Raw genomic sequence first — 24,715 nt, 5'->3', positions numbered from 1 at the left:
TTGGTACGGGCCGACGGAAATGGCCCCGTGATTCGTCGGGAGGTACGAATGGGCCCGCGCGCCACCCTACGATCCGAGCCATGCCTTCGCGGTGGTGACGGCGGCCAGCAGACCGGGGACGGGGGCGACTCCGAGTCCGGGTCCGGTGGGCACCGGCAGGTGGCCGTCCTTCAGTACGAAGGGCTCTGTGATGTCGGTCCGGTAGAACCGGTCGGACGCCGAGGTGTCGCCCGGCAGCGTGAACCCGGGCAGCGAGGCAAGCGCCACATTGGCCGCCCGCCCGAGCCCGGTCTCGATCATGCCGCCGCACCACACGGGGATGCCGTGGGCGGCGCACACGTCGTGTACCCGCCGGGCCTCCAGATAGCCGCCGACCCGGCCCGGCTTGATGTTCACGATGGCGCAGGCGCCGAGTCTGATCGCGTCGGCCGCCGAGCGCGCGGACACGATCGACTCGTCCAGGCAGACGGGCGTACGGATGCGGCGGGCCAGTTCGGCGTGGCCGAGGACGTCCTCCTCGGCCAGGGGCTGTTCGATCAGGAGAAGGCCGAACGGGTCGAGACGCGCGAGAAGCGGCGCGTCGGCCAGGGTGTACGCCGTGTTGGCGTCGACCTGGAGCAGTACACCGTCACCGAAGCGCTCCCGCACCGCGCGCACCGGCGCGACGTCCCAGCCGGGTTCAATCTTGAGCTTGATCCGCACATAACCCTCGTCGAGATAGCCGCCGACGACGTCCAGGAGCTGGGGAACGGAGTCCATGATGCCGACCGACACACCGCAGGGCACGGAGTCGCGGGTGGATCCGAGCGCCGTGGCGAACGACTGGCCGCTCGCGCGGAGTTCCGCGTCCAGGACGGCCATCTCCAGGGCGGCCTTGGCCATCCGGTGGCCCTTGTACGCGGCCAGCAGCGGCGCGACCTTGTGCGCGGTGACCTCGTCCGCCGCGAGGAGGGCAGGCACCAGGAAGTTCCGCAGGACGTGCTCGGCGCCGTCCACGTACTCCGAGGAGTAGACGGGGCCCGCCATCGCGCAGCACTCGCCCCAGCCCTCGCCCGTCGCCGTCACCACCCGTACGAGCAGCACGTCCCGTACGTCCTGGGTACCGAACGACGTCCGGAACGGTGCCACCAACGGCATCCGGACACGCAGGAGTTCCACACCACTGAGTTTCACGAGGACCGCTCCTTCGAGACCACGTACCAGCCGGCACGATCGAATCCGACGACCCTGGCCTCTTCGGCCATCAGGTCGCTCAACACCTCGCGCAGCGCGACGCGCCACGCCTGGCTCCGGCCCGGGTCCGCGCGCCGGAGTGCTTCGATGTCCGGCGGTACGGCGACCAGCACGACGGGGCCGTCCGAGGAGCCCGTCTGCGGCCCCCCGTCGGAGGCGACCGACAAGGCGGTCACCGCGCCCCGTTCCCGCAGCGCGGCGGCGTCGACCGTGACGGGTTCGCCGAGCGAAGCGGCGGACACGGCGGGGCGGGTCAGCTCCCAGCGGACAAGCAGCCGGTCGGTGTCCCCCGATCCGTTGATGCCGTCGCGCATCGGCCCGTAGAAGTCGGGGAGGTAGCGCGCCGGGCGGGCACCGAGTTTGGCCAGGTTGAAGTGCGCGTTGCGCCGTACCAAGGGGTCGAACGTCCAGGTGACCAGCGAGACGTCCTGGAGCAGCGCCCAGGCCCGCTGGTGCAGTTTGAGGGCGAACCCGATGCCCCGACCCAGGCCGCGCGGCGAGACCCCGGCGATATGGCTGTGCAGGCTCGCCTTGGCCGGGCTGCCGAAGAACCCGACGCAGGCTCCCAGGAGTTCGCCGTCCTCGTACGCGCCCGCGACATGGTTCCCCGCCACGGCCATGGCCCGCAGCAGCTCGGTCGTCACCGGCCGGGAGCCGGCGCCCGACTGCCAGATCGCGGCGAACAGCGCGGCGACCTCGTCCATTTCGGGTACCTCCGTCAGGTCCCTGATCTCCACCTTCGATGCCTCGGCGGCCGTGGTCGCGGCGGCCACCGCGTCCGCTCTCACGGCCGGTGGGACCGTGCCTGCCGCGTTTGTCGCGAGATGAGTCACGGAACAATCCTTTCCGGACCTACCGGGTATGTCACCGTTGTGCCGCACCAGAGACGTCCGTCCCGTTCGTCGTCGCGCACCGCGTTCACCGCGCCAGCACAGCCTCGATGAGGGCGGCGAGCAGCGCCGTACGCCGGGGCAGTTCCGCGACGACGACATGCTCGTGGTCCGCGTGCGCCCCGCCTCCCACGGCGCCGAGGCCGTCGAGCGTGGGGACCCCCAGGCCCGCGGTGAAGTTCCCGTCCGACGCGCCACCGACGGCGGCGGCGGTGAGTTCACCGAGACCGAGTTCGCGCGCGAGCGATGTGGCGAGGCCGAACAGCGCCGACGACGCCTCCGCCTGGAGCGGCGGGCGGTTGACGCCCCCCGAGACCAGGATCCGCGACCCCGCCAGCACCGGGCGGAGTTCCCGTACGGCCCGGTCAACCCGCGCCTGCTCCGCGTGGTCCCACACCCGCACGTCGACCGCCACGCCGGCCCGCGCCGGAACGGTGTTGGCCGTCGTACCGGCGGAGAGCGCGGTCGGTACGACGGTCGTACCGCGCTCCGGGTCGGAGAGCGCGGCCAGGGCGAGGACCTGGTGGGCCATCTCCACCCCGGCGTTCACGCCCTTCTCCGGTTCGAGCCCGGCGTGCGCGGCCCGGCCGTCCACGTCGATCCGGTAGAGGGAGACGCCCTTGCGGCGGCACTTGAGGGCTCCCCCGTCGGCCGACGCCTCCAGCACGAACACCGCGTCGCAGCCGCGGGCCTCCTCCTCGATCAGGCGCCGCGACGACGGCGAACCGATCTCCTCGTCACCGGTGATCAGGATCGAGAGCCCCGCCGGGTTTCCGGTGGCCGCGGCGGCGTGCAGGGCCATCACCACACCGGCCTTCATGTCGAAGCAGCCCGGCCCGCGCAGCACACCGTCCCGTACCGAGTACGGATGGGTCTCCAGCGATCCCTCGGGCCACACCGTGTCGTGGTGCCCGAGCAGCAGGACACGCGGCTTGCCGCCGGACCGCCACCTCAGATGTGTGACCCCGTCGATCACGATGCGGTCGGGTTCGGCGCCCAGGAGCCTGCGGCCCAGCGCCGTCACGGCGTCCGCGCTGCGGGCGACGGCCCTGTGGTCGGACGACGGCGACTCGCACCGCACCAGGGTCTCGATGTCCGCGAGCAGGTCCCGTAGGGACACATCGGCGGGCGTCACCGTCATCGCGGCTCACCCCGCAGCGGCTGTCCGGGAAACGCGTCGGTCCGCAGCTCCCCGGCGCTGACGACCGGCACACCGGCGACGAACAGGTGCCGTACACCGACCGAGGGGCGGGTGGGGTCGGCGTAGGTCGCGGCATCGGTCACCGCCGCCGGGTCGATGACGACGATGTCGGCGTCCGCGCCCGCACCGAGGTGGCCCTTCGCCCGTGCGCCCGGCGCCACCTCGTCGAGGACGCGCGCCGGCAGGTAGGAGCACCGCCGGAACGCCTCCGGCCAGTCCCAGGCCCGGCTCTCGCGCACCATCACGCGCAGCGTCTTCGCGAACGTCCCCGAGGTACGCGGGTGTGTGGTGCCCCCGGGCGGCAGCGGCCACTCGGTGCTCTCGTGGCTGCCGTCCGGCCAGTTCACGGGCAGCGCGTCGCTGGCGACGACGGTGCCGGGGAAGACGAGCGGGCTGTGCAGCAGCGCCAGGTCGCGCGGATCGTCCTCGTTCAGGAACTCCAGGACGACGGGCGCGGCGGGGTCGCTGTCGCGGAGCTGCCGCAGTCGGCCCTCGTCCGCGACGCGTTCCCCCGTTTCGAGCAGCACGACGCTCGACGGGGACAGGCCCTTCATCTTCAGCCGGCCGGGGTCGATGAAGGAGGCGCCGATGGCCGTACTGCCCGCGCCGTACGGGTACGCCTCGACCGTCACGCGCGAACCGGACCGCCGCGAGCGGTCCAGGACGTCGAGCACGCGGTCGATGTGATGGCCCGAGGTGCTGTTCACATGGCAGTGGTGCATCGCCGCCCCGGTCTCGGCCGCGGCGACGGCGATCTCCTCGGAACCGTCGAAGGGCGTACCGGGATCCACCTCGACCAGTTCGCGCACATGCGTGTACGTCGGCGCGCCGGCCTTCGCGGCCAGCCGCGCGACGGCGAGGAACTCGCGGGGCTCGCTGCCCGGCGCGTACCCGAGGAGCACGCCGATGCCGAGCGCTCCGGCGGCCAGGTCGCGTTCCAGCAGGGCGAGCCACTCGGCGAGTTCCCGCTCGGACGAGGAGCGCTGCCACCCGGGGTTCCCCAGCACGGTGAGAGTCTTCTCGAACCGCGCGTCGGCCTCGGCACCGAGGAGCACCTGCGCCCTGGCCGCGCCCCACGAGGCGGAGAAGCCGTAGTGCAGCGGGCGCCCGGCCACCGCGGCGTCGGCGTACGCCCGCTCAACGGGCATGAGGCCGGCTTCCAGGTCGAGCGCGGTCGTCACACCGTCCATGGCCTGGAGGCGCTGACCCGCGATCGAGTGCACATGGCTGTGCAGGTCGATGAAGCCGGGGCCGACAACCAGGCCGGCGACGTCGACGACCGCACACCCCGGCGGCGCGGCGAGCCCGGCGGCGATGGCGCTGACGACACCGTCGGACACGAGGACATCGGCGACGCCGTCGAACCCGGTGCCGGGGTCGATGACACGGCCGCCACGCAGGAGTGTCTGCATGCTTCATCTCCTCAAGGAGGTACTGGAGCACCCACATTGCTCCAGCCGACCCTAGGAGGGGACCAGGGACCGCCGTTCGTTCAAGCCGACGAATCCACGACGGCAGGTCCATGCGCCCGGACGAACGGCCTTCGGCAAGCGGTCCGCCGAGACGGTGCGTGGAACCGGACGGCGCGGTGGCGTGGGGCGGCACATCGCCGTAACACGGGGGACATCGCCGGACTCATGCCGCCGCGTGGTCGTCGAGCCGGCCTTCGCCGGAACTCCGCGGATCGTCACCCGTCACAAAGGCGTCCCTGGGGTGCTGCACGGACGCCAGGGAGACCAGGTCCCTGCCGAACAGCGCGGCGCTGAGCCAGATGATGAGAACGCGTACCTTCCGCTCCCACGTCGGCACCGCCAGGACGTGATATCCCCGATGCGTCAGCCAAGCGGCGAATCCCTTGATGACGATGTTCTTGTACTGGAAGATGCCCTGCCCCAGACCCAGCGTCGCCACGACTCCCAGGCTGCTGTGGGAGTAGTTCCGAACGGCTGGTGACACGGATGCGGCGCTGGGTGGAGAGCAAGGCGGTCCTGGCGGGGGAATCGCTGCGCAGTCCCTGGTTGACCAGGGCTTCAAGAACGCCGTCGTCGCGCACGGCCAGACGGTGGGCATCGAGGTGGAGATCGTCGAGCGTAACCCGGGCCAGACCGGGTTCGTGCCGATCCCCAAACGGTGGATCGTGGAGCGCGCCTACGGGATCTTGATGCTGCACCGCAGACTGGTGCGCGACCACGAGCACCTGCCCCGCAGTTCGGAGTCACGGGTGTACTGGGCGATGACCACGGTGATACTGCGCCGACTGACCGGGGCCACCGCTGCGGCCTGGCGGCGCAGCGCATGACCGGCGGGGAGCTGACCCTCGGGGCGGTGCTGGTACGGCTGGAGGAGCGGGAACGGGAGATCACCGCACAGGTCGACGCGACGAGGGAGCAGATCGCGCAGCTGACCGCGCGGCTGGACGAGCTCGGGCGGGCGCCGAGGAGGTCCGCATCACCCGCAAGACGCTGCTGGAGCTGCCCGATCCGCGGCCGCCCGCGCCGCCGGCCCCGGAGTTGCCGGACCATCCGGCCTACCAACAGATCATGGCGGTGTTCGCCACGGCCGACGCACCGCTGCGGGCGCGGCAGGTGTGCGAGGCGATGGACATGGAGATCGCGCCCAACAACATCAACAACACCCGCCTGAAACTCAAACGGCTGACCGAGCGCGGAATCCTGGTCGAGACCGAGCAAGGCTCGTTCACCCGACCGCGGCCGTAGCCGCCCGACGACGCCGCAACCAGCACGCTTGCCCCTCCGGAACAGTGAAACGTCACGCACCGCCCTCTCAGAACTGGCGCGTACTGACCCAGCTCCGCCTCGATGAGAAGTGGGCAACCTGGCTCGTCCGCGCGCTGACGGTCCTCGACTGGCACGAGATCCCCGTTGACCGACGATCTTCACCGCAGACAGCCGCCGACCAGCACGAGCATGACCGCACCCACCCATGCCCCCCGTGACCTGCGCGTTCAAGATGAACACAAGTCATTGGGCACGGGTCACAGCGTGAGTGCCTGTCCGGTGGGCAGGATGCGCACGTCGGTGTCGGGAGCCAGATCGCCGGCAGCGTCTTTGTAGTGCTCGGGATGGTTGCGATCGAGCTTCACGAGGATCCGGTCGCCGATTGCGCCGGAGGTGTAGGCGTAGTGGATCGGAACCGCCAGCCTGGGGCGCAACAGGGCGGTGAGTTCTGCGGCCTGAGCCGCGTCCATGACCTCTTGGCGGTTGCCCTGCGGACGGGAGGAGAGCCCGTTGATCGGCATCAGGGCCAGATCGATGTCGGGGAAGCGCTGGGCGATCTCGTTCAGCTCGGGTATGCGGCGGGTGTCGGCGCCGAAGAAGACCGTCGTACCGTCAGCCTCCAGGATGTAGGTGACCTCAGGCACGCCGTGGCTGGCCGACGCGGCGGTGACGCGCACCGGGCCGAGGAGGGTGGACTGCCAGGGGTCGAGCTCGGTGACATTGCGCCACCCCTTCGCGCGGACCTTCTTCCCGGTGCCCCGATTGACCACGATGGGCACGTTCTTGTCGGGGTAACGGGCCAACGCCCCCAGGTCGCAATGGTCGTAGTGGGCGTGGCTGATGAGGATGCCGTCCAGTCGCGGCAGGTCTGCCGCGGTGGCGATGCTGCGCGGCTCGCCCTGGCGGTACAGCACCCTTTCGGAGAACCAGGGGTCGGTAAGGATCTTCGCGCCGTCGAAGAGTTCCGTCGGTTCGAGGTCTGTCAGTCACCCGGTCGGCTTCCACGACAGTCGGTCGGTGAGCACACCGCCGAGCAGCGGGCCGATGACCGCGGTGACGCCGGACACCACGCCGGGGGTGACCACCGACCCGTCCGTCCCCATCCCCTGCATGGCGTGGCCTGGGGTGAGGGCGGGCATGTTGTTGGCCAGAAGCCAGACGAGAGATCCGGCGATGAAGACCATGACGCCTACTGGGAAGATGCGCCTGTTCCCGAACGTGTCGCCGGACTTGCCGGCCAGGACCGCCGCGATTGTCCCGGCGAGCATGTACGCCGTCACGATCCAGCTCGCAGGGGCCCCAGCTACCGCGGCGCCGATCCCGCCACCCTGGCGGCCTGGGTCCGCGGCCACTGGGAGATAGAAAACCGGCTTCACTGGGTCCGCGACGTGACTTATCAGGAGGATAAATCGCTGGTCAGGACAGGAAACGCGCCCCGCGTGATGGCCTCGCTGCGGAGCCTGGCCATCAGCCTGCTGCGCTTGGGGCCAGGCCAACATCGCCGCCGCTAACCGCCACCACGCCCGCGACTAGCAGCGAACTCCAAAGCTGCTTCAAACTGCATGAGCGGCTTTGCCGTGTCCCTGGCGGCCGGCCTGCCGTTGTGGGGCCCGCTCAGGGCGCCTGCCGCGCCGAAGAGCAGGAGGCCCGGCTCAGCCGCGGTCGTGGAGGGTGACCTGGTAGCCGTCGGGGTCCGCGAACGTGAAAGTGCGGCCGAACGGCCCGTCGATGGGCGCCGAGACGATCGTCGTGCCGGCGGCGGCGAGGGCGTCGTGGATGTCCTGCGCGTCGGGGGCGTGCAGCCACAGCGCCATTCCCTGGCCCGGCTGCGCGAGCGCGTCCAGGTCGACGCCCGCGACGACGTCGCGGACGGCGAACGCGATCGGCTTGGTGTCGAACACGACGGCGTGCGGCGGTCCCGCGTCGGAGCGCTTCAGCCCCAGGTACTGCTCGTAGAAAGCGGCAGAGCGCTCCAGGTCGCGCACCTGCAGCGAAATGAAGTCGGGTCCGGTGACGGCCACGATCCTTACCTCCTCATAGTATGTCAGTCTTCTGACACTGGAACCGTATGTCAGACTGCTGACATGAGTCAAGGTGAGCCCGGAATCGAGCTGGACACGTCGCTGGGGTACATGCTGAAGGCCGCCGCGAGCGCCCTGCACTCCGCGCTGGAGGCCGTGCTGAGGCCGTTGGGCATGACGATCACCCACTACTCCTGCCTGGAGCTGCTGGCCCAGCGACCGGGTCTGTCCAACTCCGAGCTTGCCCGCGGCGCCTTCGTCACCCGGCAGTCGATGAACGTGCTCCTGCAGGCCCTCGAACGCCAGGGACTCGTCGTCCGCCCGGCACAGGCACCCGTCGGCAGGGCCCTGCCCACCGAGCTGACCGCCCTCGGGCGCCGCCAGATCAAGATGGCCAGCGCCGCGGTCCGCCGAGTCGAGCAAGACATGCTGGCCAATCTGAATGCTGGCGAACAGGACCAGATGCGGCGTCTGCTCGCCGCGTGCATCGCCTCACTGACCGAACCGCCCGCATCGGCGACGTAGCTGCTCCGGAATTCAAGACTTTGCCGTGTCCCTGATCCAGCTCGGATGCCCCGAGCCACCGAGATCTCCCATGGTCGTCGGCAGCGCACTCAACGCGATCGTCTGGCCCAGGGCCGACAGCAGGAGTCCCAGCAGGATCATGGTGAACACGATGTTCCTCCGGCCCGGGACATGGGACTGGGCCGCGCCCCGGCACCACGGTCAACAGTGCCGGTTGCGTAACTTGTCCGGCCTCCCATCGGGAGTGAGCCGCGCTCACGCGGTGGCGACCGCCGTTGCGACGTGTATCGCGGTCAGGAGCGAGGCACCCGCGATCATCGTCCATTTCCGAGTGGCGACTCCGATGACGGCGTCGCCCACCTGGGCCGCGGCGGCCGCGCACAGGATGAGCGAGCTGGTGGGGCCCGACCACGCGAGCGGTGCGACGAGGGCCGCCACCCCCAGTGGCACTCCTCTGGTCGCGTACATCCAGCCGTAGAATCGTTCGCCGGAGGTCGGCGTACCGCTCTCACTCAGCGCCGCCGGGCGTACACCTCCCACCAGCGCGAAAGCGATGGCGGCGACCGCGGCGACGGTGTTGGCCCCGAGGAGAACGTTCACGAGGCGTACTCGGCCGACGGTTCAGTGCCGTACTTCGTCCAGACCTCTGCGACGGCGCCGTGCGACAACGGCTGCCCGGACTCGACCATGGCCTTGAGGTCACGGAAGTACTGCACGTACAGGTCTGGAGTGAATGTGTTGAGCATGACCGCCGGGTCGTCGGTCACGTTGGCGAAGGTGTGCGGTGCGCCCGGCGGGACCATGACCCACGTACCGGCTCCGGCGTCGTAGTTGTCCTGCCCGACGGTGAACCGCACGCTGCCCGAAAGTATGTAGAAGCCCTCATCGTGCTGTGCATGGCGGTGCTGCGGAGGACCAGCGGTGTGCGGGGGGATGGTGATTTCACCCATCCCCAGGCGGTGGTCGGTGTTGCTGCCGTCCTCAAGGATCCGGATCGTCGACGGCCCGCTGGCGATGAGCTCGCCCTCGCCGGGACCGGTGATCGACACTTTGGCCATGAAGTCTCCCTGACTGGTGGGGTTGCCAACGCCAGGACCTTATGGCCGATCCGAACATCCATGCAAGTCGGCTCTCAAAAAAATAGTCCACCATCACCTGGTGGCCTCGCCCGATAAGCTTTCGGTCGGCACGGAAGGATGATCATGGCCGAGCGGAGTCGCCCGAACGGGCTCAGCAACCAGATGGAACGCACCAGGTCGGCGATCGTCGAGGCCGCCCGCGACCTCGCCGACACCGGGGCGGAGATCACGATGCCGGGCGTTGCGGCCGAGGCACGGGTCTCCGAAGCGACCGCCTATCGCTACTTCCCCGACCTCCTCTCACTCCTGCGCGCCGCCGTGATGACGGAAGATCTGGTCGCGGTCCTGCGATCGGCGACGCGCGGCGACGACCCGGTCGAACGGATCGGTCAGGCCGCGGAGATCCTCGGCCGGGCGGTGCTGCGCAGACAGGGTGCCGTCCGGGTGGTCGTTGCCTCGACCATCGCGAAACCCTCGATGTCCAAGGACCGTCCCGCCCACCGCTTCGGACTCATCGAGCACGCTCTCGCTCCGTGGACCGACAGGTGCGGCTCCGCGCAGCGCGCGGACGTGGAACAACTGGTCCGCGGTCTCGCCCTCGTGATCAGCGCCGAGTCGCTGTTCGCCCTGATCGACCTCTGTGGCCTGACCCCCGACGACGCGATCGCCAGCCTCATGACCACCGCACGGCAGATGACCGCAGCGGCAGTCGCGGCCATCCCCACGAGACCCGCCACCGACTGAGCCGCCGAATGTGATGCTGGCCGCCTCCGCCCACGACAACACCGCCAGGACCGCCCTGCTGAACAAGGTCGCCGCCGGGGCCGACACGGTTTAAAAGGCCCTGGCGGACCAGGGGTTCAAGAACAGAGTCGTGGCTCACGGCGAGCAGGTGGGCATCGAGGTTGAAGTGGTCGAGCGAAACCCAGCTGACCAGGGCTCGTGCCCCAGCCCAAGCGGTGGGTGATGGAGCAGGCCACAGCCAGGAGTCGGCCTTTGGGGCGGTGCTGGTGCGCCTGGAGGATCGGGAGCGCGAATTCGCCACGCAGGAGGCCGAAGGGTCGAGGGACACGAAGGCGCTTACCTGCTCCCTTACGGGTTCTGCTGCTCGGCATGCGACCTCGACGTGGACAGCACGCTGATCTCTCACCTGGGCGACCTGGATGAGGTCGTCCTCCTGGACGACGACCCCTACGACTACCTCGGGGACGAACCGCCAGTGGACGAAGACTTCTACGACTTCTGCCGAGGCCGATGAACCAGCTCACCTGACGGCACTCCGCAGGTTCTGTTAGCCGCAGTTACCGATAACGGCCATGGGAACGTCCCCTTACGGCCCTGTTCTCGTATAGCTACGGCCAGGTGGCGTGTAGCGCTGAGTAACTACACGGGGCTGCGGTCGCGCTGCTGGAGGGCGGCGAAGCCGGCGTGCGCTGTTTCGACGGCCTCCGGGTACGCCTGGGTCTTCTCGTGCTCGGCCAGCGCCCGGTAGATGCTGGAGAGGCTGGGGCTGTGTCCTTTGCGGCGGCCGGTGGCGATGAGCAGGTCGGGCTGGATGTCCTCGACGGTCTCGCCGTTGGCGCGGCGTCGGAGCACGGTGCGGAGCATGTCGTCGGTGATGACCGGGGGCCGGCCGCCGTGGTTGCCCTTGCGGGCCGCGGTGTCGAGTCCTTCGAGGGTGGCCTCGCGAATGTTCTCGCGCTCGGTCTCGGCCATCGCGGCGAAGAACCCGAACAGCAGGCGTCCGGGGCCGCTGGGGTCGTACATCCCCTGGAGGGGTCCGGCGAGCATCTCCAGGACCAGGCCGTGGGCGGTGAGGTGATCGGCCAGGGCTGTCAGCTCTGCGGCATCGCGTCCCAGGCGCTTCATCTCGTACACCGTGAAGATCACCCGGCAGTGCGGGGCGTGGGCCTTGATCTCCCGGGCGGTGGTGAGGGCGGCCTCGAACTGCGGGCGGACCCGGACCCGGGTGCTGATCTTCTCCGAGAAGATCTTGTCCCGGGGGATGTGCTTGGCTGCGAGTGCGTCGAGCTGTGTCTGGAGTTCCTGGGTGAGGGTTGAGCATCGCGCGTATCCGATGCGGATGTCGGCGCTCCCGGAATTCGGTGAGTGCAGTCGGTGCCGCCGTCTTGGCGCTACCGGGTGAGAAGGGCGCTTACGGTCTTGCCGCCGGGCGGCCGGCGGGTCACGGTGGTGGCGCGGGCGAGGTGGTTGACCATGGTCCAGCCGAAGCCTCCGGTACCGCCGTTCAGGTCGGGGGCGCGGATGCGCGGCGCCTGCGAGCTGGGGTCGTCGACAGCCACCTCGACGAGGTCGGGGTGGGCGGTCAGCCGGAGGGTGCAGGTGCCGCCGCCGTGGCGTAGGGCGTTGGTGACGAGTTCGGAGACGACCAGGACGACGGTGTCGGCCGCTTCCGAGCCGGCGGCGGGCTGCCGGAGGGCTTCGAGGAAGGCCCGGGTGGTCTCGCGCGCGTCGGCGACGGCGGTCGCGGAGTGGATGGTCGTGGCGTCGACGCACATCGTGTCCATCAGGTTCCCCTTGGTATGGCTCGTCATGCCCGGTCCTGCCTACCCGACCCTTGTGCCCCGGGCAGCGCCCCTCAACCCGACAGGCCACCCGATTACCTAACCGCCGAACATGCGGAAACCTGTGTCGGATGGAGTAGACATTGGGCAGTGGTGTGGTTATGGTTTCTCTCGTAGCCGAGATCAGCAAGGCCCGGCAGAGACGAACTGGCGGGCAGCAGTGCGCGGTTGCAGGACGGTGCGGTGGTGGAGTTCCGAAGCCGGAGTGGTTGCCTGGTGGCGACGGGGCTGACGACCGGACCGGGTGGCCCGCAGTGATCAGGGGCCGCCGTGAGCAGTATCGCGGTGGCAGTTCCGTAAGTGCAGTTCGCAGTACCAGCAGTGCAGTTGTCAGTGGTTCCTCGGTAAAGGCGTCGGCTGCGGGCGCGCGTACCGGGAGGTTCGGCAGTGGGGTTCTAAGCCGGAGCAGACGCAGGACGGGCGACGGGGCTGGCTGCCGAAGAGTGGCGCTTACTCAGGTCACCAGCAGTTCGCATCACGAGCAGTACAAGCAGTACGCAAGTTCATCCAGAGGGAAGGACGGAGGAGCCGAGCGCCATCAGGATCGCCCGGGCGGAATCGCTGAGCCCGGGTACCGCAGGACATCGATAGTGAGGTGGTCTCCGGTCAAGCAACCGCGATCCCCGCACACCCCGCCAACCCCCCGGCGGCAGTGCGGACACAGAAGGCCGGCGCAGTACCGGGGCCGGCAGATGGTGTAGCAGTTCCTTCGGGGCCCGGGTGCCACATGGCACCTGGGCCCCTCCACGCGTTCCACAGAGAGGTGCAATGACAGCAGACGACTCGTTCGGACGTCTCGATGACGACGACTACCCCGCCTACACCATGGGCCGGGCCGCCGAGTTGCTCGGCACCACACAGGGCTTCCTCCGCGCCATCGGCGAAGCCCGCCTCATCACCCCACTCCGCTCCGCAGGCGGCCACCGCCGCTACTCCCGCTACCAGCTGCGTATCGCCGCCCGCGCCCGCGAGCTCGTCGACCACGGCACCCCCATCGAGGCCGCCTGCCGCATCGTCATCCTCGAAGACCAGCTCGAAGAAGCCCAGCGCATCAACGCCGAACACCGCAGCGCCACCGAATCGGGGAATCCAACGGCCGCGACCTGAGGCGGCTGGGACCTGCGGTTCTCCCAGCGGCTTTGTCGCTGCCGCTCACGCACGTCGTGCCCGGAACGCTCCAGCGTCCCGGGCAACGCCGCCCTCACCAGGCATCCGGCCAGATCCCGGAGCCCGGGTCTCACGCCGGTGCTGCGGCTGCCTCCTCCTGCGGGGTGCGCGGGCCTGGCACCGTTGCCCGGATGGACAGGTCCAGATCGAGACGGCTGTTCATGTTCAGTTCGAACCGGCCGTACGGATCCACATGGGTCCAGAACAGCGGCGAGAGCGCCCGTCGGTCCGCGTCGGTGAGCCCCGCCGCCCGCTGCGGATCGGCCAGGACCTCCTGCATCAGCAGCGTGTTGACGTGCACCAGCGTGGACTGGAGCAGGTGCGGCGCGAGCATGGACACCTCCTGCGACTCCTTGTCCGCACCGGCCAGGCCGCCGTCCTTGCCGTAGAAGAGGTGCTTGTTCGCGGAGTTCCAGTTCTCCACCACCTGCAACCCCTCGTGGATCTCCTGGCGCATCTCCACGTCCGCGAGGCAGTCGCAGACGAACGCCGTACGCACCGCCCGCCCGAGTTCCTCGATCGCCCGGTAGGTGGGGTGCTTGGGCCCTCCCCGGGTGAAGCGCCGGAGGACCTGCTCGGCCTCGGCGGTGCCCAGGCGCAGGGCGGTGGTGTACTTCACGATCTGGTCGTACTGCTGGGCGATCAGGTCCCAGTCGATCGTCTTGGTGGACAGCACCGGGCCCAGGTTCGGCCACTGGTCGTCCTGACCGACCGCCGGCCGGTAAAGCTTCGCGGAGCCGATGTTCCTCAGCCTCGGCATCAGCTTGAAGCCGAGCATGTGCGCGAAGGCGAACCCGACGATGGAGGCGCCGTGCGTGTCGGTGTACTGCCGGTCCACGTCCATGTCGGTTCAGTGCCGCAGCACGCCCTCGATCATCGAGGCGACCTCGGCAACCGCCCGACCTGCCCCGGTGCCGGCGGCTCGATGTGATCATTACGGCACCGGGCCACCGCCGCCGCCAGCCGATCCCGCGACAGCTCCACAGGGGCACAGCTCAGCGGCCAGCCATTCGGCCAGCCGCTCCTGATCCCCCTCGGTGTTCGCCCGGAACCCGTGCGACTCCCGGATCTCCTTGCGGTGCCGCTTGATCCGGTCGCCCTGCCAGTCGTAGTCCGCCCGTGCCCCGGCGGGAACCTTGACCTGCTGGGCCACGTACTCGACTGCTGCGGCGGGCATCTCCTTGGCGGACTCCGGGAACCGGGCCTCGACCTCGAAAAACTTGAGCAACAGCGCGAAGCCCAACCTGGTCGCCCCGGACTTGTTCCGTACCTTCCTCATGGCGTCTTCGAGCAGCGTCCAGACCTCGATCAGGTCCTCCGGCTCCCAGTCCTGCCGCATCCACCCCGCCCCTCGCCATCACTCATTCAGCTCGACGAGACGACCAAGTCAGGGAAACGAGATCTACGGCGGTTACTCAGCGCTACACGACACCTGGCCGTAGCTATACGAGAACAGGGCCTTCCCGGGCCGTCCCGGCGTTTCCCAGCTCGTCCGGCGTTTCCCAGCTCGTCCGGCACTTTGCAGCTCGTCCGGCGCTTCCCGGCTCGTCCGGCGTTTTCGGCACCTCCCGGGCCGTCCGGCGTTTGGGGACAGCACCCGGTCCGTCCGGTACCACCCGGCCAGTCCAGCACCACCCAGCCCGTCCGGCGTTTGAGGACGAACGAGCCGCCGGGCGGACCCGGCAAACACAGCCCGTCCGGCGTTTGAGGACGAACCGGCAGCCGGGCGGGCCCGGCGCGGCCAAGCACCCGGGGTCACACGACCTGCGGGCCCCGCGACCCCGCGACCGCGCGGGCGGGCGCCGCGCCGGGCAACCCGGGCCGCGTTGTCAGACCCGGCGTCCACAATGGCTCCGTGCGGTATCTCATCCTGGGCACCACCGAGGCGCGCGACGAGCACGGCGGAGGTCCGGCGCTCGGCGGCGCCCGAGTCCGGGCCCTGCTCTGCGCGCTCGCGCTGCGGCCGGGGCGGGCCGTCGCCGTCACGGAGCTGGTGGACGACGTATGGGACGACGAGCCCCCGCACGACGCCCCCGCCGCGCTCCAGGCGCTCGTCGGACGGCTCCGGCGCGTCCTCGGCAGGGAGGCGATCGATTCGGTACCGGGCGGGGGCTACCGGCTGGCCGCCGTACGCGACGATGTCGATCTGTACGTCTTCGAGCGCCTCGCCCGCGAAGGCGCCGCCCGGCTCGACGCGGGCGACCCCGGGGCCGCCGCCCGTACCCTCCGCGAGGCGCTCGCGCTCTGGCGCGGACCCGCCCTCGTCGATCTGCCCGGCCACGGCCGTGACCATGCCGTACGGCCGGAGGCCCAGCGGCTGGCCGCGCACAAGCACCGTATCGAGGCCGATCTGCGGCGGGGCGCCACGGACACGCTCGTACCGGAGCTGATGGAACTGGTCGCGGCCCATCCGTACGACGAACCCTTCCGCGCCCAGTTCATCCGGGCCCTGTGGGCGGAGGGCCGCCGGGCCGACGCTCTGGCCGCGTACGAGGACACCCGCCGCGCATTCGCCGACGGGCTCGGCGCCGACCCCGGGCCCGAACTGGCCGCGCTGCACAAGAGAATGCGGGCCGGCGACGGGTTGCCGGCCGGCGGGAACCTCTCCGCCGGTACGAGCCCGCCGCCCGGTACGAGTCCCCTCACCGACACCGGCACCAGTATCGGCACCGGCACCAGTACCGGCGCCGACACCCGCACGCGCAGCGACATCCGCACCGACACTGGCACGCGCACCGACAGCGGCACGCTCACCGGCACCGGTGCGGAAGCCGGTCGCGCCGGCGCCGAGCCTCGCGGCAATCTGCGCCCCCGGCTGACCTCCTTCGTCGGCCGCGAGCCCGAACTCGCAGCCATCCGTGCCGACTTGACCCACTCCCGCCTTGTCACGCTCACCGGCCCCGGCGGCTCCGGCAAGACCCGCCTCGCCGAGGAGTCCGCGCCCTCCGGCGCCTGGCTGGTCGAACTCGCTCCGCTGGAAGCCCCGTCGGCCGTCCCGGGCGCCGTCCTGAACGCGCTCGGCCTGCGCGAGACCCAGCTCTCCACCCATGAGGGCAGGCCCGTCCAGGACGACCCGACCGCCCGTCTCGTCGAGCACCTCGCGCGCCGCGACACGCTGCTGATCCTCGACAACTGTGAGCATGTGATCGGCGCCGCCGCCGCCCTCGCCGAGACCCTGCTTACCCGCTGCCCCGGGCTGCGGATCCTCGCCACCAGCCGGGAGCCGTTGGGGGTGTGGGGTGAGGTGGTGCGTCCGGTGGAGCCGTTGCCGCCGGATCCGGCGTTCCGGTTGTTCGCTGAGCGGGGGCGTGGGGTGCGGCCGGGGTTCGAGGCGGGTGAGGATGCGGGTGCGGTGGGGGAGATCTGTCGGCGGCTGGATGGTCTGCCGTTGGCGATCGAGTTGGCGGCGGCGCGGTTGCGGATGTTGTCGCCGCGGCAGATCGCGGACCGGTTGGATGATCGTTTCCGGTTGCTGACGAGTGGGAGCAGGACGGTGCTGCCGCGTCAGCAGACCCTGCGCGCGGTCGTCGACTGGTCCTGGGACCTGCTGGACGAGCGGGAGCGCGCGGTCCTCCGCCGGCTGTCGGTCTTCGCGGGCGGCTGCGCCCTGCCCGCTGCGGAGTTCGTCTGCGCGACGGATGACGAGCCGGGGCCGGACGGCGTCCGGCACGCCGCCCACAGCCGGGTCGCCTCCCGGGACGTCGCCGGGATCCTCGGAGCGCTCATCGACAAGTCGCTGGTCGTCGCCGCGCCCTCGGCCGACGGCGGTATGCGGTACCGGTTGCTGGAGACCGTCGGCGAGTACGCCGCCGAGCGGCTCGACGAGGCCGGGGAGCGGGGCGCCGTCGAGCGGCGGCACCTGGTCCACTACCGCGAGCTGGCCCGGACCACCGATCCGTTGCTGCGCGGGCCCCGGCAGCGGAGCGGGATGGCTGTGCTGCAACGGGAGTACGAGAATGTGCGTACCGCCCTGCGCCGCGCACACGCCGCCGGCGACGAGCAGGAGATGCTCTGTCTTGTCCTGTCCCTCGGCTGGTTCTGGCTGATGCTCGATCTGCGCGCCGAAGCGCGGCAGTGGGCGAGGGCCGCCGCGCTGCTCGGGCCCGATCCGTTCGCGGCGCCCGTCGTGCCGGCCCCACCGATTCCGGCGCGGTGCACGGACGCGCCCCCGCCCATGACTCCCGAGATGCTCCAGGAGGCCCGGCGCGAGGTACGGCTGATCGAGATGGTCAGCATGGGCCACGACTCCGAGGACTGGACCAGCCCCGAACGGCGCGCCCTGCTGGAGCGGGTGGCCACCGCCTACCGGCCCGGCCTGCCGCAGACCTGCCGGTTTCCCGGCACGCTGAACTTCGTCGCCATCATGCTCACCGGCGACACCGACCGGCTCCGCCTCGTGCTGGACGAGACCGTACGGACCTGTGAGGAGTTCGGTTACGAATGGGAGCTGGCCGGCGCGCTCCACGTACGGGCCAACGTCCTGGCCAACCGAAGCGCCTGGGCGGCCGAGGCCGGCCGTGACGCCGACCGCAGCCTGGCCATCTACGACCGGCTCGGCGATGCCTGGGGCGCGGCCGAGGCGCTCTCCGCCCGGGGCGAGGCGAGGGACAAGCGCGGTGAGTACGCACTCGCGGCCGAGGACTACGCGGCGGCCATCCGGCATGCCGAAAGCCTCGGCGCCCAGAGCCAGGTCGTCCTGCTCCGGTCGCGCCTCGCGGCCACGCTGTTCGAGACGGGCCGCGGCGAGGAGGGCGAGCGCATGCTCCGCGAGGTGCTGGCCGAGGACCGGGAGACGGCACACGACGCGATGCCTGCCGCCCGGCTCTTCCTCGCGCTCTGGCTGGGCCGTACGGGACGCGTCGCCGAGGCGCGTGAGCAACTGGCGCTGCTGCTGGAAATCATCCGCTCCCGGACCCTGCTCATCTTCGACGGCTTCGTGAACGGCGCCTTCGCCCATCTGGACTGTATGGAGGGCAATTGGGCGCCGGCCGTGGAGTCGTCCCTCAAGGCCGTGGAGACCTCGCTGATGCCGCTCTCGCAGATGATCGCGCCGGAGATGGCCGCGGTCCATCTGCTCACGGTCGCCTGGGCGCTGGGCGGTCTGGCGGGCGAGGACGGACGCGAGGGCGGGGGGACGGAGCGGGCCGGTGCCGCCGCCCGGCTGATCGGCGCGTACGAAGGGCTGCTGCCCGCGGGGCACTTCAGAAACTCCGTCGAGCGGGAGCTGCTGGCGCACGCCTGCGAGGTCGTCGACGCCGTCCTCGACGACACCGCCGCCACGAAGGCCCGCGCCGAGGGCGTCGGCCTCACCGTGGAGGAGGCCGTCGCCCTCGTACGGACCGCGATGGCCGAGCGGCCCGCCTGAGCCGGCCGACCGGAGGCGCCCCCGCAACTCCCGTCGGACCGCGGGCCCCAGGAATTCCCGCCCTCAGGATCTCCCGGCCTCAGGACCTCAGGACTTCTTCCGGAACTTCGCCACCGCCAGCGGCGCCGTCACCACCGTGATTCCCGCCGCCCAGGCCAGCGTCATCCACACCGAGTGCGCCACCGGGCCGCCGTTTATCAGGCCCCGGGCCGCGTCCGCCAGATTCGACAGCGGGTTGTAGTCCGTGAAGGTCTGGAGCCAGCCCGGCATCGTGGACGGCGGCGCGAAGATCGACGAGCCGAACTGCAGCGGCATCAGGACCAGCATGGCCACCCCCTGCACCGCCTGGGCCGTCTTCATCGTCAGCCCCAGCAGGATGAAGATCCACATCAGCGAGGCACCGAAGGCCAGCGAGAGCCCGACCGCCCCGGCCAGGTCCAGCACCGAGGTCTTGATCTCCATGCCGAGCAGAAAGCCCATGCCCAGCAGGATCGCGGTGGCGACCAGCATCCGGCCGATCTCGACGACGATCTTCGCGATCAGCACGGAGGACCGCGCTATCGGCATCGTACGGAACCGGTCCATGACTCCCTTGCGGAAGTCGTCGTTCATCCCCGTGCCCACCGCCATCGCGATGTTCATGCCCATCATGGCCATCAGACCCGGGATCACATAGTTCACATAGGCGTCCCGGTTGCCGCCCAGACTCGCGCCGACCGAGCCGCCGAAGACATACACGAACAGCAGCGTGAAGATGACCGGCATCAGCAGGACGTCGAACATCGACTCCGGATCCTGCTTGATCTGAAGGGCGTTGCGGCGCACCAGCGCGCCGATGTGCCGGAAATTGGCGCGCAGGCCGATCCGGCCCTCGTCGGTACGCACCGGGGCGGGCGTGGGCGTCCGCTCGGGGGCGGAGGTGGACAGTGTGGTCGCGCTCATGCCGCGATCTCCTCGGGTGCGGTGTCGGACACGGAGCTCTTCTGGCCGGTGATGGCCAGGAACACCTCGTCCAGGCTGGGCAGATGGGTGCCGATGTGGGCGATGCCGAAGCCGCGCTCGCCCAGCAGGCCGACGACCGCGGTGAGCTGCTCGTCGCTGAGGATCGGCACGTACAGGAGGCCCTCGTCGGGGACGGCCTGGGTGCCGGAGATTCCGTCGAGCCCGGTCTCCGTGATCGCCCGCGCCATCGCCGGGAGCTGCGCCGGATCCACCGGTCTGATCTGGAGGGTGCGGCCGCCGACCTTGGCCTTCAGCTCGTCGACCCCGCCACTGGCGATGACCCGGCCGCGGTCGATGACCGTCAGCTCGCTGGCGAGCTGCTCGGCCTCCTCCATGTACTGCGTGGTGAGCAGGACGGTGGCGCCCTCGGCGACCATCCGCTGCACCTCGTCCCAGACCTCGTTGCGCGTACGGGGATCGAGCCCGGTCGTCGGCTCGTCCAGATAGAGCACCGACGGGCGGCCGATCATCGACGCGGCCAGGTCGAGCCGGCGCCGCATACCGCCCGAATACTGCATCGCGGGCTTCTTCGCCGCGTCGGTGAGCGAGAAACGCTCCAGCAGCTCGTCGGAGCGGTGGCGGGCGTCCTTGCGGGAGAGGTCGAGGAGACGGCCGATCATATAGAGGTTCTCCCAGCCGGAGAGCTTCTCGTCGACCGAGGCGTACTGCCCGGTGAGGCCTATCGTGCGGCGCAGTTGGCGGGGCTGGCGCAGCACGTCGTACCCCGCGACCATCGCGGTGCCGGCGTCCGGCTGGACGAGTGTGGAGAGGATACGGACGAGCGTCGTCTTGCCGGCGCCGTTGGGCCCGAGCACACCGAGGACGGTGCCCTCGCGCACATCGAGGTCGATTCCGTCGAGTGCGCGGGTGCCCTGCGGTCCGCCGTACTGCTTGACCAGCCCCCGCACCTCGACGGCATTGCCGGTGCGGCCGCCGTTGGGGTTCTTGTCGATTCGCGTCATGGCATCAGTGGACCATCCGCCACCGACAATCCACCGACAGTCCGCCGACAAGCCGCTGTCGGCGGGCCGTCAGGCTGTGGACAACCGCATGCGGCAGCCCGCCGACGGGGGATGATCGGCGGGCTGCCGCTCGTGCGGGCAGTGGCTTGAGGGCCGTGCTGCGACAAGCGTTACGGGCCTGCGCACCCGGCCGTGCGGCCGGCCGGGGCCGGGGGCGTGCACATCCGGCGTCCGGCCAGGCCGTGGTGCGGCTGCTAGTGGAAGGTGTGCTCCTCCTGAGGGAACGTTCCGCCAATGACCTCGTCGGCGAACGCCTTCGCCGCGTCGCCCAGTGTCCGGCGCAGGTCCGCGTACTGCTTGGTGAACCGCGGCACCCTGCCGCCCGTCAGCCCGACCATGTCCGTGTAGACGAGCACCTGCGCGTCCGTCTCGGCGCCCGCGCCGATCCCGATGGTCGGGATGTGCAGGATGCGGGTGACCTCGGCGGCCAGCTCGGCCGGAACCAGTTCGAGCACCACCGCGAAGGCGCCCGCGTCCTGGACCGCCTTGGCGTCGCGGAGAAGCTGCTGAGCGGCCTCCTCGCCGCGCCCCTGCACCCGGTATCCCAGGGTGTTGACCGACTGCGGGGTGAGCCCGATGTGTCCCATCACCGGGATACCGGCCTGCACCAGCAACTCGATCTGGGTGTGCGAGCGCTCGCCGCCCTCCAGCTTGATCGCGCCGACCCCGGCGTCCTTCACCAGCCGGGTGGCGCTGCGCAGGGCCTGGGCCGGCCCCTCCTGGTACGAGCCGAAGGGCAGGTCGGCGACGACCAGGGCGCGCTTCGTACCCCGTACGACGGCGGCCGACAGCATCGCCATCTCGTCGAGGGTGACGGGCACCGTGGTGTCGTAGCCGAGATGGCAGTTGCCCATGGAGTCGCCCACGAGCATCACGGGGATGCCGGCCTCGTCGAAGACCGAGGCGGTCATGGCGTCATAGGCCGTGAGCATGGGCCACTTCTCGCCACGCTCTTTGGCCGCGGCGATGTCGTGGACGGTGATACGACGGGAACTCTTGCCGCCGTACAGTGCCTTCGCACTGTCGACGGTGCTCCCCGCGGGCGACTTCCGCGCAGCCTGAAGAGTCATGGCCGATGGCCCTTTCGTCATCTCGAGGCGCCCTGACGGCGTCCCCGGACCGTATCCATGGTGGCATCCCGAGGCCGTCCTCGGGAAGTGGGCCCCCTCACAGGACCCACCGGCTCCGCAAGGGCCTCGCCCGTCCAACCGGACGGCGCGCCCGGCGATTCCCGGACCGGACTCCGTCGAACGCCCGCTCGGTAAAGGTTCTCCAATACGAGACGGTCTCGTATCGAAATCGGTCTAGCCTGTGCGTCATGTCCACACCGTCCGGCGCCGCTGCCGCCGCACCTCGCACACCACAGCCCGAACCGCCCCGCATACCCGAGGCCGTCCACCGCCGCCGCTGGCTGATCCTGGGCGTGCTCATGTTCAGCCTGCTCATCATCGTGCTGGACAACTCGATCCTGAACGTGGCGGTCAAGACCATCGCGGCCCCCGCACCCACCGGCATCGGCGCCACCCAGAGCGAGCTGGAGTGGGCGATCAATTCGTACACGCTCGTCTTCGCCGGACTCCTCTTCACCTCGGGCCTGCTCGGCGACCGTATCGGCCGCAAGAAGGTCCTGCTCTTCGGCATCTTCGTGTTCGGCGTCGGCTCGGCGCTCGCCGCCCTGTCCGGATCACCCGCCGAACTCATCGGCTACCGCGCCCTGATGGGCTTCGGCGCCGCCTTTGTGATGCCCGCCACCCTCGCCGTCCTGATGAATGTCTTCGAGCGCGAGGAACAGCCCAAGGCCATCGGCATCTGGGCGGGCAGTGTCGGTCTCGGTATCGCCATCGGCCCGATCACCGGCGGACTGCTGCTCGAACACTTCTGGTGGGGCTCCATATTCCTGGTCAACGTGCCCGTCGCCGTGGTCGCGCTGGTCGCGATGGTGCTGCTCGTGCCCGACTCCAGGGACCCCCGCCCCGGCAAGGTCGACCCGCTGGGCGTGCTGCTCTCCATCGTCGGACTCGTCCTCCTGGTGTACGGGATCATCCGCGGCGGCGAACTGGCCGACTTCGGCGACACGTCCGTGCTTCTGCCGCTGCTCGCGGGCCTCGCCGTCCTGGCCGGTTTCGTCTGGCACGAGAAGCGCAGCAGCCATCCGGCCATCGACATCTCGTACTTCAAGAAGCCGGCCTTCGCGGCGGCCGTCGCCGCCATCGCGCTGGTCTTCTTCGCGCTGATGGGTGTGACGTTCTTCTCGGCCTTCTATCTCCAGAGCGTGCGCGGCTACAGCGCGCTCGACTCCGGACTGCTGATCGTGCCGCTGGCGGCGGCTCAGATGATCTTCGCGCCGAGGGCCCGGCTGGTCGTGGACCGGTTCGGCGCCCGCGCGGTCTGCACGGCGGGCATGCTGCTGGTCGCGGTCGGGCTCGCGGCCTTCGCGTTCTTCGACGCGGGCACCCCGGTCTGGGTGCTGTGCGTGGTGTTCTTCGTCCAGGGCACCGGAATGGCGCACATCATGCCGCCGGTGACCGTCGCGGTGATGCAGGCGCTGCCCCGCGAGAAGGCCGGCTCGGGCTCGGCGATCAACAACACCTTCCGGCAGGTCGGCGGCGCCCTGGGCATCGCCGTACTCGGCTCGGTGCTCTCCGCGACCTACCGCGGCTCGATCGAGGGGCACCTCGGCGCGGTCCCGGCCGCAGCGCGGGACGCGGCGGGTGAGTCGATCGAGGCGACGCTCGCCGTCGCGGAGAAGCTGGGCCCGGCGGGCAGGCCGCTGATCGGCTCCGCGTACGACGCGTTCCTGCACGCCATGCATGTCACGGCCCTCGGCTCGGCGGTCGTGGCGCTGATCGGCGCGGCGGTCGTCGCGTTCTTCCTGCCGGGACGGCCCCCGGCGCAGCGGCTCGACGGAAGCGGCGAGACGGACAAGGCGGGCGAAACGCCCGAGCCCGCCGCCACCCGGGGCTGACAGCCGCCGTTCCCGGCCGCCCGGACCGCCCGTACAGGCGACCGGTGGCCGGGAACGGCGGGATCACACCCCCGCCATGTACGAGAATCAGCGCGGCGGCGCGGTACGGCGGTACGGCGGTGGTGCCGCGGACGGAACGGCTGACGGGGGCCGACGGAGAGGCGGAACGACGTGCGGGAGCGGGTCCACGAGGTTCGCGAGACCGGCGAGGCCGAAGAGGCCCATGAGCCTCCTGAGCCCCATGAAACCCAAGAGGTCCGCGAGGCCGGCGAGCTCCCTGAGACCCGCGAGGTCCCTGAGGTTCGCGAGATCCGTGAGGCTCGTGAGAAGGAACCCCGGCGCGGCAGGCCGCGCAGCGAGGCCGCGGAGCGGGCGATCCTCGAAGCCGTCGTGCATCTGCTGGAGGACGGTGTGCCGCTCGGCTCCCTCTCCATCGAACGCATCGCCCGCACGGCAGGCGTCGGCAAGGCCACCATCTACCGCCGCTGGCTCGGCAAGGAGGAACTCTTCGTCGACGTCCTCCGGGAGATCGAGCCCCCCGAGCCCGAACTGCCCGGCACCTCCGCCCTCGACGACCTCCGGGCCATGCTGGAGTCGATGCGCCGGCGCGGACTGGCCCAGCGCTCCTCGACCTTCCTCCACAACGTCGTCGTGGAGATGAAGAGCCGGCCCAGGCTGTGGCAGGAGTATCACCGGACGGTGGTCGACCCCCGGCGCGAGGCCATGCTCGCGGTGGTACGCCGGGGGATCGCCTCCGGCGAGCTGCGCGACGATCTCAGCGCGGAGCTGATGCAGGACATGCTGTCCGGCCCCATGCTGCTCCGCACCCTGCACCAGCCCGGCTCGCCCCTGGACGACGATCTGGCCGACCAGATCATCCGCGCGGCACTGGAAGGCCTGGCCCCCCGCCCCTGAGCGCCCG

General features: G+C 70.3%; 26 protein-coding genes and 1 pseudogene. 9 read left to right on the top strand and 18 right to left on the bottom strand.

From position 1 onward, the window contains the following. Window positions 1-66 precede the first annotated feature (66 nt). The 5 genes and pseudogenes from menC to WH07_RS04935 all read right to left on the bottom strand — a co-directional run. Window positions 67-1,173 carry an o-succinylbenzoate synthase gene (gene menC / locus WH07_RS04960; RefSeq protein WP_046495774.1) on the bottom strand — a complete coding sequence of 369 codons (1,107 nt, stop codon included), beginning with the start codon at window positions 1,171-1,173 and terminating at the stop codon, window positions 67-69. Continuing rightward, complete coding sequence (locus WH07_RS04955) at window positions 1,170-2,066, bottom strand: hypothetical protein (protein ID WP_046495772.1); 897 nt, start codon at window positions 2,064-2,066, stop codon at window positions 1,170-1,172. Before WH07_RS04955 ends, menC begins: the two co-directional genes overlap by 4 nt. Window positions 2,067-2,151: 85 nt before the next feature. Next, window positions 2,152-3,264, bottom strand: coding sequence for a M20 family metallopeptidase (locus WH07_RS04950; protein WP_198533719.1), 1,113 nt, complete (start codon window positions 3,262-3,264; stop codon window positions 2,152-2,154). After that, on the bottom strand, window positions 3,261-4,736 hold the full coding sequence (locus WH07_RS04945) for an amidohydrolase family protein (protein WP_046495770.1): 1,476 nt from the start codon (window positions 4,734-4,736) through the stop codon (window positions 3,261-3,263). The genes WH07_RS04950 and WH07_RS04945 overlap by 4 nt, the downstream gene beginning before the upstream one ends. 223 nt (window positions 4,737-4,959) lie before the next feature. Further along, window positions 4,960-5,265 (bottom strand): annotated as a pseudogene (locus WH07_RS04935) (NAD(P)/FAD-dependent oxidoreductase); the annotation flags it as partial. 121 nt (window positions 5,266-5,386) lie between these two features. Here WH07_RS04935 and WH07_RS04930 point away from each other — a divergent pair. After that, a complete protein-coding gene (locus WH07_RS04930) occupies window positions 5,387-5,623 on the top strand; it encodes a hypothetical protein (RefSeq protein WP_408645802.1) in 237 nt (78 codons plus the stop codon). Window positions 5,624-5,864: 241 nt separating this feature from the next. After that, window positions 5,865-6,041, top strand: coding sequence for a hypothetical protein (locus tag WH07_RS40835; protein ID WP_232788719.1), 177 nt, complete (start codon window positions 5,865-5,867; stop codon window positions 6,039-6,041). A 278-nt stretch (window positions 6,042-6,319) separates the two neighbouring features. Here the strand turns inward: WH07_RS40835 and WH07_RS04920 are convergent, their stop codons facing one another. The 3 genes from WH07_RS04920 to WH07_RS04910 all read right to left on the bottom strand — a co-directional run bounded on the left by WH07_RS04920 (window position 6,320) and on the right by WH07_RS04910 (window position 8,083). Beyond that, a complete protein-coding gene (locus tag WH07_RS04920; protein WP_046495761.1) occupies window positions 6,320-7,048 on the bottom strand; it encodes an MBL fold metallo-hydrolase in 729 nt (242 codons plus the stop codon). Continuing rightward, window positions 7,049-7,561 carry an MFS transporter gene (locus tag WH07_RS04915; RefSeq protein WP_332836341.1) on the bottom strand — a complete coding sequence of 171 codons (513 nt, stop codon included), beginning with the start codon at window positions 7,559-7,561 and terminating at the stop codon, window positions 7,049-7,051. Between the two features lie 153 nt (window positions 7,562-7,714). Next, window positions 7,715-8,083, bottom strand: coding sequence for a VOC family protein (locus WH07_RS04910; protein ID WP_046495755.1), 369 nt, complete (start codon window positions 8,081-8,083; stop codon window positions 7,715-7,717). A gap of 63 nt (window positions 8,084-8,146) precedes the next feature. Between WH07_RS04910 and WH07_RS04905 the strand changes: the two genes are divergently transcribed. Further along, window positions 8,147-8,608, top strand: a complete 462-nt coding sequence (locus WH07_RS04905) for a MarR family winged helix-turn-helix transcriptional regulator (protein WP_046495752.1) — start codon at window positions 8,147-8,149, stop codon at window positions 8,606-8,608. A 12-nt stretch (window positions 8,609-8,620) separates the two neighbouring features. On the opposite strand, the gene WH07_RS39570 is transcribed toward WH07_RS04905, so the two are convergent. From WH07_RS39570 to WH07_RS04895, 3 genes are all read right to left on the bottom strand, one after another. Further along, entirely contained in the window at window positions 8,621-8,758 is a 138-nt protein-coding gene (locus WH07_RS39570) for a hypothetical protein (protein ID WP_157877225.1), read from the bottom strand. Between the two features lie 105 nt (window positions 8,759-8,863). Then, on the bottom strand, window positions 8,864-9,208 hold the full coding sequence (locus WH07_RS04900) for a hypothetical protein (RefSeq protein ID WP_052744248.1): 345 nt from the start codon (window positions 9,206-9,208) through the stop codon (window positions 8,864-8,866). After that, window positions 9,205-9,666, bottom strand: coding sequence for a cupin domain-containing protein (locus tag WH07_RS04895; RefSeq protein ID WP_046495750.1), 462 nt, complete (start codon window positions 9,664-9,666; stop codon window positions 9,205-9,207). The genes WH07_RS04900 and WH07_RS04895 overlap by 4 nt, the downstream gene beginning before the upstream one ends. A 144-nt stretch (window positions 9,667-9,810) precedes the next feature. Between WH07_RS04895 and WH07_RS04890 the strand changes: the two genes are divergently transcribed. Both WH07_RS04890 and WH07_RS41690 read left to right on the top strand, forming a co-directional pair. Next, window positions 9,811-10,431 (top strand): TetR/AcrR family transcriptional regulator, encoded by a 621-nt coding sequence (locus WH07_RS04890; protein ID WP_046495858.1) that lies wholly within the window; start codon window positions 9,811-9,813, stop codon window positions 10,429-10,431. Between the two features lie 382 nt (window positions 10,432-10,813). Next, window positions 10,814-10,945 (top strand): hypothetical protein, encoded by a 132-nt coding sequence (locus WH07_RS41690; protein ID WP_269801347.1) that lies wholly within the window; start codon window positions 10,814-10,816, stop codon window positions 10,943-10,945. Between the two features lie 125 nt (window positions 10,946-11,070). Here the strand turns inward: WH07_RS41690 and WH07_RS04885 are convergent, their stop codons facing one another. Both WH07_RS04885 and WH07_RS04880 read right to left on the bottom strand, forming a co-directional pair. Beyond that, window positions 11,071-11,766, bottom strand: a complete 696-nt coding sequence (locus tag WH07_RS04885; RefSeq protein WP_232788722.1) for a recombinase family protein — start codon at window positions 11,764-11,766, stop codon at window positions 11,071-11,073. 56 nt (window positions 11,767-11,822) lie between these two features. Continuing rightward, window positions 11,823-12,215 (bottom strand): ATP-binding protein, encoded by a 393-nt coding sequence (locus WH07_RS04880; protein WP_046495852.1) that lies wholly within the window; start codon window positions 12,213-12,215, stop codon window positions 11,823-11,825. 825 nt (window positions 12,216-13,040) lie between these two features. Between WH07_RS04880 and WH07_RS04875 the strand changes: the two genes are divergently transcribed. After that, complete coding sequence (locus tag WH07_RS04875) at window positions 13,041-13,379, top strand: helix-turn-helix domain-containing protein (protein WP_046495747.1); 339 nt, start codon at window positions 13,041-13,043, stop codon at window positions 13,377-13,379. Window positions 13,380-13,509: 130 nt separating this feature from the next. On the opposite strand, the gene WH07_RS04870 is transcribed toward WH07_RS04875, so the two are convergent. Together WH07_RS04870 and WH07_RS04865 are read right to left on the bottom strand one after the other, a co-directional pair. Further along, window positions 13,510-14,283 carry a Tn3 family transposase gene (locus WH07_RS04870; protein WP_106409505.1) on the bottom strand — a complete coding sequence of 258 codons (774 nt, stop codon included), beginning with the start codon at window positions 14,281-14,283 and terminating at the stop codon, window positions 13,510-13,512. 90 nt (window positions 14,284-14,373) lie between these two features. Beyond that, window positions 14,374-14,778, bottom strand: coding sequence for a DUF4158 domain-containing protein (locus WH07_RS04865; protein ID WP_052744247.1), 405 nt, complete (start codon window positions 14,776-14,778; stop codon window positions 14,374-14,376). Between the two features lie 516 nt (window positions 14,779-15,294). Here WH07_RS04865 and WH07_RS04860 point away from each other — a divergent pair. Then, complete coding sequence (locus tag WH07_RS04860) at window positions 15,295-18,804, top strand: AfsR/SARP family transcriptional regulator (RefSeq protein ID WP_046495745.1); 3,510 nt, start codon at window positions 15,295-15,297, stop codon at window positions 18,802-18,804. Between the two features lie 87 nt (window positions 18,805-18,891). Here WH07_RS04860 and WH07_RS04855 read toward each other — a convergent pair whose 3' ends face one another. From WH07_RS04855 to panB, 3 genes are all read right to left on the bottom strand, one after another. Next, entirely contained in the window at window positions 18,892-19,746 is an 855-nt protein-coding gene (locus WH07_RS04855; RefSeq protein WP_046495742.1) for an ABC transporter permease, read from the bottom strand. Further along, a complete protein-coding gene (locus WH07_RS04850) occupies window positions 19,743-20,768 on the bottom strand; it encodes an ATP-binding cassette domain-containing protein (RefSeq protein ID WP_046495739.1) in 1,026 nt (341 codons plus the stop codon). The genes WH07_RS04855 and WH07_RS04850 overlap by 4 nt, the downstream gene beginning before the upstream one ends. Before the next feature lie 254 nt (window positions 20,769-21,022). Further along, window positions 21,023-21,898 (bottom strand): 3-methyl-2-oxobutanoate hydroxymethyltransferase, encoded by an 876-nt coding sequence (panB, locus tag WH07_RS04845; RefSeq protein ID WP_046495737.1) that lies wholly within the window; start codon window positions 21,896-21,898, stop codon window positions 21,023-21,025. Window positions 21,899-22,146: 248 nt separating this feature from the next. On the opposite strand from panB, the gene WH07_RS04840 reads away from it, so the two are divergent. Next, the gene (locus WH07_RS04840; RefSeq protein WP_046495734.1) at window positions 22,147-23,793 is read left to right on the top strand and encodes an MFS transporter; all 1,647 of its coding nucleotides are present in this window, start codon (window positions 22,147-22,149) and stop codon (window positions 23,791-23,793) included. Between the two features lie 309 nt (window positions 23,794-24,102). Next, entirely contained in the window at window positions 24,103-24,708 is a 606-nt protein-coding gene (locus WH07_RS04835) for a TetR/AcrR family transcriptional regulator (RefSeq protein ID WP_046495846.1), read from the top strand. Window positions 24,709-24,715: the final 7 nt, after the last annotated feature.

The sequence above is a fragment of the Streptomyces odonnellii genome (assembly GCF_000981895.1).
GTDB lineage: Bacteria > Actinomycetota > Actinomycetes > Streptomycetales > Streptomycetaceae > Streptomyces > Streptomyces odonnellii.
The sequence above is the reverse complement of the archived record's forward strand: the minus strand, read 5'-3'. Positions and strand labels throughout refer to the sequence as shown.